Source organism: Streptomyces sp. WG7 (assembly GCF_049975785.1).
Taxonomy (GTDB): Bacteria; Actinomycetota; Actinomycetes; order Streptomycetales; family Streptomycetaceae; genus Streptomyces.
The window spans coordinates 89,301-95,872 of record NZ_JBNGGE010000022.1 but is presented as its reverse complement, the minus strand read 5'-3'; the positions used below and the strand labels follow the sequence as shown (position 1 = coordinate 95,872).

Here is a 6,572-nt window from a genome sequence, read left to right as displayed (position 1 = left end):
TGAAATCCCGCCGGTCAGGTGACTCATGGAAAACTTCGAAGCGCCGGACAGCCATATCGAAGAATGCTCATCGCGCTGTACAGCAGGGCATTCCAGGTACCCGGAAAGCACCGGGTGCCCCACCTCAAAAGAGGCGGGGCACCCGGGGTGCGCACGGTCGGCCGGGGGGTTACCGCTCCGCGCGCAGGGAGACGGGCAGACTGCTGTACCCGTGCAGGAAGTTCGAGTGGATGGGACGTCCGGGCGAGGTCAGGGCCGCCTCCGCGACATGGGTGCGCAGCGCGCTGAGCATCGCGTGGATCTCCGCCCTGCCCAGGTAGGCCCCGAGGCAGAAGTGCGGTCCGTACCCGAACGAGACGTGCTTGTTGGGTGTCCGGCGCAGGTCGAACACCTCGGGCCGGTCGAAGACGTCCTCGTCGTAGTTGGCGGAGCTGTTCCACAGGGTGACGACGTCCCCGGCACGGATCGTCCGGCCGCCGATCTCCACGTCGGTCAGGGCACGGCGTCCGAAGTGCATGGCCGGGGAGACCCAGCGCAGCACCTCCTCCACCGCGCTCTCCACGGTGACCTCGCCCTCCTTGAGGCGGCGCCACTGCTCGGGGTGCTCGATCAGCTCGTGCATCCCGCAGATCATCGACAGCCTGCTGGTCTCGTCGCCGCCGATGATGACGCTGTAGCAGTTGAGCATGATCTCCTGCTCGTTGAGCGGCTCGCCGTCCACGGTGGCCGCGGCGAGCACGCTGACCACGTCGTCGCGGGGATCGTCCCGGCGGTCGGCGGCCAGGTCGGAGAAGTACAGCAGGAGTTCGTTGCGGGCGACCAGCGCCTCCTCCTCCGACTGGCCCTCCTCCTCGGAACTGAGGGCCTGCTTGGTCAGGGACAGCAGGTAGTCCCGGTCGGCGGTGGGCACGCCGAGCAGGTCGGCGATGGTCGCCATCGGGATGTGCTCGGCGACGTCCTGTGCGAAGTCACAGGTGCCGCGTGCCACCGCCTCGCGCACCAGCCGGTCGGCGCGCCGGCGCACCCCCTCGACGACGGGCTCCAGAACACGGGGCGCGAACGCCTTGAGCAGGACGTTGCGCAGTTCCCGGTGGCGCCGTCCGTCGGTGACGGCCAGCATGCGGCCGGCGGCCGAGTCGCCGCCCTCCAGGAGGGTGGCGAGCACGTTGCCCCGCTCGGAGGTGAACCGCTTGTTGTCCCGGTACACCTCCATCACGTCCCGGTAGCGGGACAGGACCCAGAAGCCGGGCACGGCACGTCCCCGCACGGGGTGCCAGTGGACCGGGTCCTGCGTCCTGAACGCCCGCCAGATGCCGACGAGTTCCTTCTGGCGGTCCAGGAAGGTCCGCGGGTCGGTGAGGTCGATGTCCGTGAGGTCGACGTCGCCCGGGGCCCTGGTGGCGGTGGTCATGCCGCGTCCGCCGTGCGCTGGGTCATGGCCACCAGCACCGTGCGGTCGCCGGTGAAGGGACGGCGGCCGTGCGAGGTGAGGATGTTGTCGATCATCAGCAGGTCGCCGGTACGCCACGGCTCGGCCAGGGTCTTGTCCCGGTAGGCGCCGAGGATGGTGTCGATCTCGTCGCCCGTGATGGGCGTGCCGTCGCCGTAGTAGGCGTTGCGGGGCAGACCGTCCTCGCCGCAGATCTCCAGCAGGCCCTCGCGGACGGCCTCGGGCAGCGCGTGGACGTGGAACAGATGCGCCTGGTTGAACCAGACCTTGCGCCCGGTGACGGGGTGCTCCATGACGGCGGGCCGCCGCTGGCGGGTGCGCAGCACGTCGCCGTCCCACTCGGCCTCGATGCCGTGCTCGGCGCAGTACGCCTCGACCCGGCCCTTGTCGTCGGTCTGGAAGCCCTCCTGCCAGGACAGGCCCATGCCGGTGCGGTAGGTCCGGGTGTAGAGCACGCCCTTGTCCTCGAACCGGCGTACCAGGTCGGCGGGGAGCGCGTCGAGAAGGGCGGCGCTGTCGGCGACCGGGGTCTCCCCGCCGGTCTGCGCGGCGCGCGCGCAGAAGAAGAAGACGTTGTGGGGCCAGTTCTGCGAGTACGCGCTCTCGTTGTGCTGCGGGATCGTCTGTTCCTGCGGGTACTCGGTCGAGGTGTAGACGTTGCCGGTCACCCGGCTGCGCGGGGTGGAGCGCTCGTTGTACTCCAGGCTCGGGCCCCCGCCGATCTCCTCGGCGATCTCGGCCAGTTCGGCCTGCTCGGCGAGCCCGCTCCCCTTCACCATGACGGCGGCGTGCTCGTACATCGTCGATCGCAGCGCCTCCGCGTTGGCGGTGAACCAGCCACGGTGGTCGCCGCCGGAACGGGGCGTCACCCGTACCAGGTGGGTGCCGTTGTGCTCGACCAGCTCGGTCTCGGCGTCGGTGAAAGGCGTCGTCATCATTCCTTCTCCACGTCCAGGCTGTAGCCGTTGATGCTCGTGTGGTTGACCGGGTCGCCGGCCGCGTATTCGTAGGGGTTGAGGAAGGGGCCCGACGACACCGGGGCGGAGAACCGCCCGAAGGAGGGGTTGTACACGCGGGTGTCGAGGACCACGTTGTAGAGGGCTCCGGCATGCTCGGTGCCCACCTGGTACCGGCCGAGCCATCCGTAGTCGAAGTCGCCGGGCATGTTGTCCGGCACGCGCCGCGGGTCGACGGTGCCGTCGGCGGTCACGGGCTCGCCGTTCAGGTTGTAACGGTGGAGGTCCCCGCGCTGCCGGCCGTCGTCGCCGGTGACGAGGAAGACGTCACCGCGGACCGTGGGGTGGCTCCACGTCGTGGGTGTGGCGCCGTCCCGGCCGGCGTCCACGGTCAGCACCACTCCGCCGGGCAGGCCGACGACCCGGTTCAGCAGCCGCCCGTCGCCGTCGAGCACCAGGTCGGGAGCGGCCTCGGCCATGTCGGTGTGCCCGTAGCGCAGGTGCTGGGTGCCCTGTGCCGTGGTGGTGGTGCGGGCCATCACGTGGTCGGCGATGTCCTTGCTGTACGTCACGTCGGCGTCGCCGGCGCCCGCGCCGGTGACACGGGCGCCGAGGTAGCGCTCCGCGGCGTCGGGACGCTGCGTCACCCGCGTGCCGTCGGCCCGGTACCCGGTGAGGTGACCGTTGAGGGCGTAGTCCGGGCCGGTGACGGCGTGGTCGCCGGTGGTGGCGAGCAGCCGGTCGGCGTCGTCGTAGCAGTAACCGGTGACCGTCGTGCCGCGGGCGGTGCGGTCGGTGAGGCGGACGACGTTGCCGTTGGCGCCGGCGTCCGGCCGGGTGCCGCTCGGGCAGTCGTCGGCCGCCCGGGAGGTGAAGTCGCGGACGTACTCGTGTCCCGTGGTCCAGGCGCGCACCAGCCGCCCGGCCGTGTCGTAGACGAAGTCGGGGCCGCCGGGGCGGCCGTCGGCGCCCGCGACGGTCTCGTCCACGACGGTGCCGGACCGGGACCGGGTCACGCCGGTGTTCCTGCCGGTGCCGTCGGCGAGCGTCCAGTTCTTGGCGGTGATCCGTCCGGCGGCGTCGCGCTCCACGGCGAGCCGGGTGCCGTTGGCGTAGCGCACGCCCTTCAGCTCGCCCGCGGCGTCGTACGCGGCGGAGGCCAGCCGCCTGCCGTCCAGGACGACGGTGCCGACGCGGCCGGCGGCGTCACGACGGAACTTCGTGACCTGGGGCGCGTCGCCCGCGGACGGCGGGGTCACCGTTTCGAGCACGACGCGGCCGGCCCGGTCGTAGGCGGTCCGGGTGCGGGTGCCCTGGCCGTCCGTGTAGTCGACGGTGCGGCCGAGCAGGTCGACGGTGCGGGTCATGGTGTGGTCGTGCTGGGTGGCCCGCAGCGTCAGCGGGTCGCCGCGGTGGCTGTTGTCGTAGGCCACGCTCCAGGCGGGCAGGTTGGCGTTGCCCGGCATGGACATCCTGCTGATGACACCGCGCTCGTCGTACTCGACGCAGGTCCATTCGGGGCCGCCGAAGTTGACCGCGACGGGCAGGCCGCGAGCACCGAAGACGAACCTCTCGACGCGGGCGGCGCCGTCGGCGCCGGCGGGCAGTGCGATGGACTTGGGCAGTCCGCGCTGCGGCGCGGGGTCGTTCTCCTCCGTGCAGGGGTTGTCCGCGCTCTCCGCGCTGCCGTAGTAGGTGAAGGTCTTCCGGGTGCCCGCCGGGCTGGTCTCGGCGACCGGGCGGAACGCCTCGTCGTAGGTGTAGCCGGTGGCGAGGGCGAGACCGTCGGGGTCGGTCACCACGGCGGACGGGAGGCCGAGTCCGTCGAGGCGGGTCTGCGTGGTCAGCGGCGGAACGCCGTCGGAGTCCGCACGGACGGTGGTGAGACCGGTGGCGCCGACTCGGGTGGTCTGCGCCGGTACTCGGGCGCAGCCGTCGGGGGCCGGGCTGATGAGGCGCAGATCGGCGCCGAAGCACTCGCGCGGTCCGGGGCCGTAGGAGCCGGACGGCATGCCGGTCTCGTCGTAGACGGTCGTGCTCGTCCGCCCGGCCGGGTCGGTACGCGACCGCGGGCGGCCGTCCTCGGTCCAGGTGTAGCGGGTGGTGCGGCGGGTGGCGTCGGTGTCCGTCGCGAGCCGGCCGGCGGCGTCGAAGGTGACCCGGCGCGCCCAGCCCTGCGGCGTGGTGACTCCCGCGACCTCGACCTCGGTCCCCCGTGCCGCGATGGCGTAGGAACGCATCGGCCGGAGTGCGGACCGGGCGTCGGTGCCGTCCGGCGCGGGTCCGGTGACACGGGAGACGACGGGGGTGTCCCCGCGGTAGGCGACGCGGTACTGGGCGGCGGCGGTGTCGCGGCCGGTGCCGGCCGCGATCCAGTCCATGACCAGCGGCGGGCGCACCGTGGTGAGCCGGTGGTCGGCCGTGTAGCCGAAGTCCGTCACCTCCGCACCGGGGTTGACGACGCGGACGAGTTTGCCGTCGCGGTAGTGCAGCTGGGTGGTGCCGGCGCCGGGCACCCGGACGGCGCACACGTACCCGGCCGGCGCGTCGTGATCGGCGCAGGCCTCGTCGCCCGCGTAGCGGAAGGTGAGCCCTTCCTCCTCGGCGGCGTCGATCGCCGCGGCCTGGCCCTCGGGGACGGCGGCGGGGACCGTGTCGGCGCCGTCCTCGCCGACGTGGTCGCCCCGTTCTGCCCGGTCTCCGGGCGTGGGGAAGGCGGCGGAGCCGGAGGGGGCAGACCCGGAGGCGGCGGGCCCGGAGGCCGCGGCCCCAACGGGCGCCTGCCCTGCGGTCGTGGCCCCGGCGGGCGCCTGCCCCGCGCTCGTGGCGGCCGGTGCCGCCGCTCCGGGCGTCGTGGGCGCGCCGGCGGTGGAGGCCGCGGCGGGAGGCGTCGCGTCGGGGGTGACCGTCCAGCCGGGCGGGAGCACGGCGCCGGACGGCTGCAGCCAGGAGGCGGGGACGGGGGCGGCGTGGCGGCCGGCGGCGGCCCACAGGGTGACCTGGCCGCCCTGCTCCGGGCGGCGGTACTCGACGGTGATCCGGTGGGCGGTTCCGGCCTTCAGCCGGACGTTTCGCCCGTACACCGGCTCGTCCTCACCGGCCCGGTCGCCCTGCCAGTCGTCCAGAAGCGGCTTTCCGTCGACGAGGACGCGCAGTCCGCCGTCGTAGGTGCCGCCGAGGCGGTACGTGCCGTCGGCGGGAACCGACAGCCGTCCGCTCCAGCGCACCCGGAACCCGGCGCCGGGCTCGGCATCCGGGTAGGGGGCGCCGCCGCCCCAGCGGAAGTCGACGCGGGCGTCGGTGCGCACCTCGGCCGGCTCGGCGGCCTCCCCGATACGGGCCTCGTCGTCGCCCGCGTAATAGGAGCCGGTCAGTCCGCCGACGGTGGCGGCGCCCTGCGCGTCGAAGCTGAACATGGCGCCGAGGTCGCCCGAACCGGTGGGCACCTGGGCGGTGTTGACGGAGGTGGTGACGTTGCCGGTGGCGAGGTCGACGGTGACCGGGCCGAGGCTGTCGACGGGAACGGGGCCGCCCGCCTCCTGTGCGCCGAGCAGCCGGCGAACGGTGAGGGTGCGGGCCTCGGCGTCCTTGCCGACGCGGCCGGCGGCGTCCTTGGTGCGTACCGTCCAGTGGTAGCGGCCACCGTCCTTCAGCAGCCCGGCAGGAACCTGCCACCGGGGCGACCGGATCCAGCCGGACGAGGTCACCTGCCCGGTGCGCGCGCCGTCGCCGCTGCCGATGACGAACTCGTAGGCGCGCGCCCCGCGTTGCCGCTCGGCGGACAGCCAGGGCCGGACACCGGTGACGGCGGCACCGTCGGCGGGCGCCAGCGCGGCGGGCCGGGCGCCGCTGCCGTCGGACGGCGTGGCGGCCGTGTCGAAGTCGCCCTCCGGCCATGCGGGCCGGTTGGGCGATCCGGGATCGGCGGGCAGCAGTGGCACCCGGGTGGCGTCACCTCGCGCCGCGGCCTCGGCCGCCGCCGGGGGGACAGCTCCCAGCAGGGTGAAGGACAGAGCCGTCGCCGCGGTCGCGGCGGTCCATCCGAGTCTCTTGGTGTGAGCCATGCTCAATCACCGCTCCAAAGAGGGAAGAAGCGAGAAGAAGGGGGGAAGGCGGCGCGCGGCGGCGCTCGGGTACTGCCGTCCCGATCCTGTCAGTGGCCGGAT

At 73.4% G+C, this 6,572-nt stretch carries 3 protein-coding genes; all 3 read right to left on the bottom strand.

Annotation, left to right across the window (positions count from 1 at the left end):
- Positions 1-169 precede the first annotated feature (169 nt).
- From ACP4J0_RS22080 to ACP4J0_RS22070, 3 genes are read right to left on the bottom strand one after another with little or no spacing between them, the layout of a single operon-like run.
- Positions 170-1,411, bottom strand: coding sequence for a cytochrome P450 (locus ACP4J0_RS22080; protein WP_426600385.1), 1,242 nt, complete (start codon positions 1,409-1,411; stop codon positions 170-172).
- Complete coding sequence (locus ACP4J0_RS22075) at positions 1,408-2,388, bottom strand: TauD/TfdA family dioxygenase (RefSeq protein WP_426600384.1); 981 nt, start codon at positions 2,386-2,388, stop codon at positions 1,408-1,410. The genes ACP4J0_RS22080 and ACP4J0_RS22075 overlap by 4 nt, the downstream gene beginning before the upstream one ends.
- Complete coding sequence (locus tag ACP4J0_RS22070) at positions 2,385-6,470, bottom strand: PA14 domain-containing protein (protein ID WP_426600383.1); 4,086 nt, start codon at positions 6,468-6,470, stop codon at positions 2,385-2,387. The genes ACP4J0_RS22075 and ACP4J0_RS22070 overlap by 4 nt, the downstream gene beginning before the upstream one ends.
- Positions 6,471-6,572: the final 102 nt, after the last annotated feature.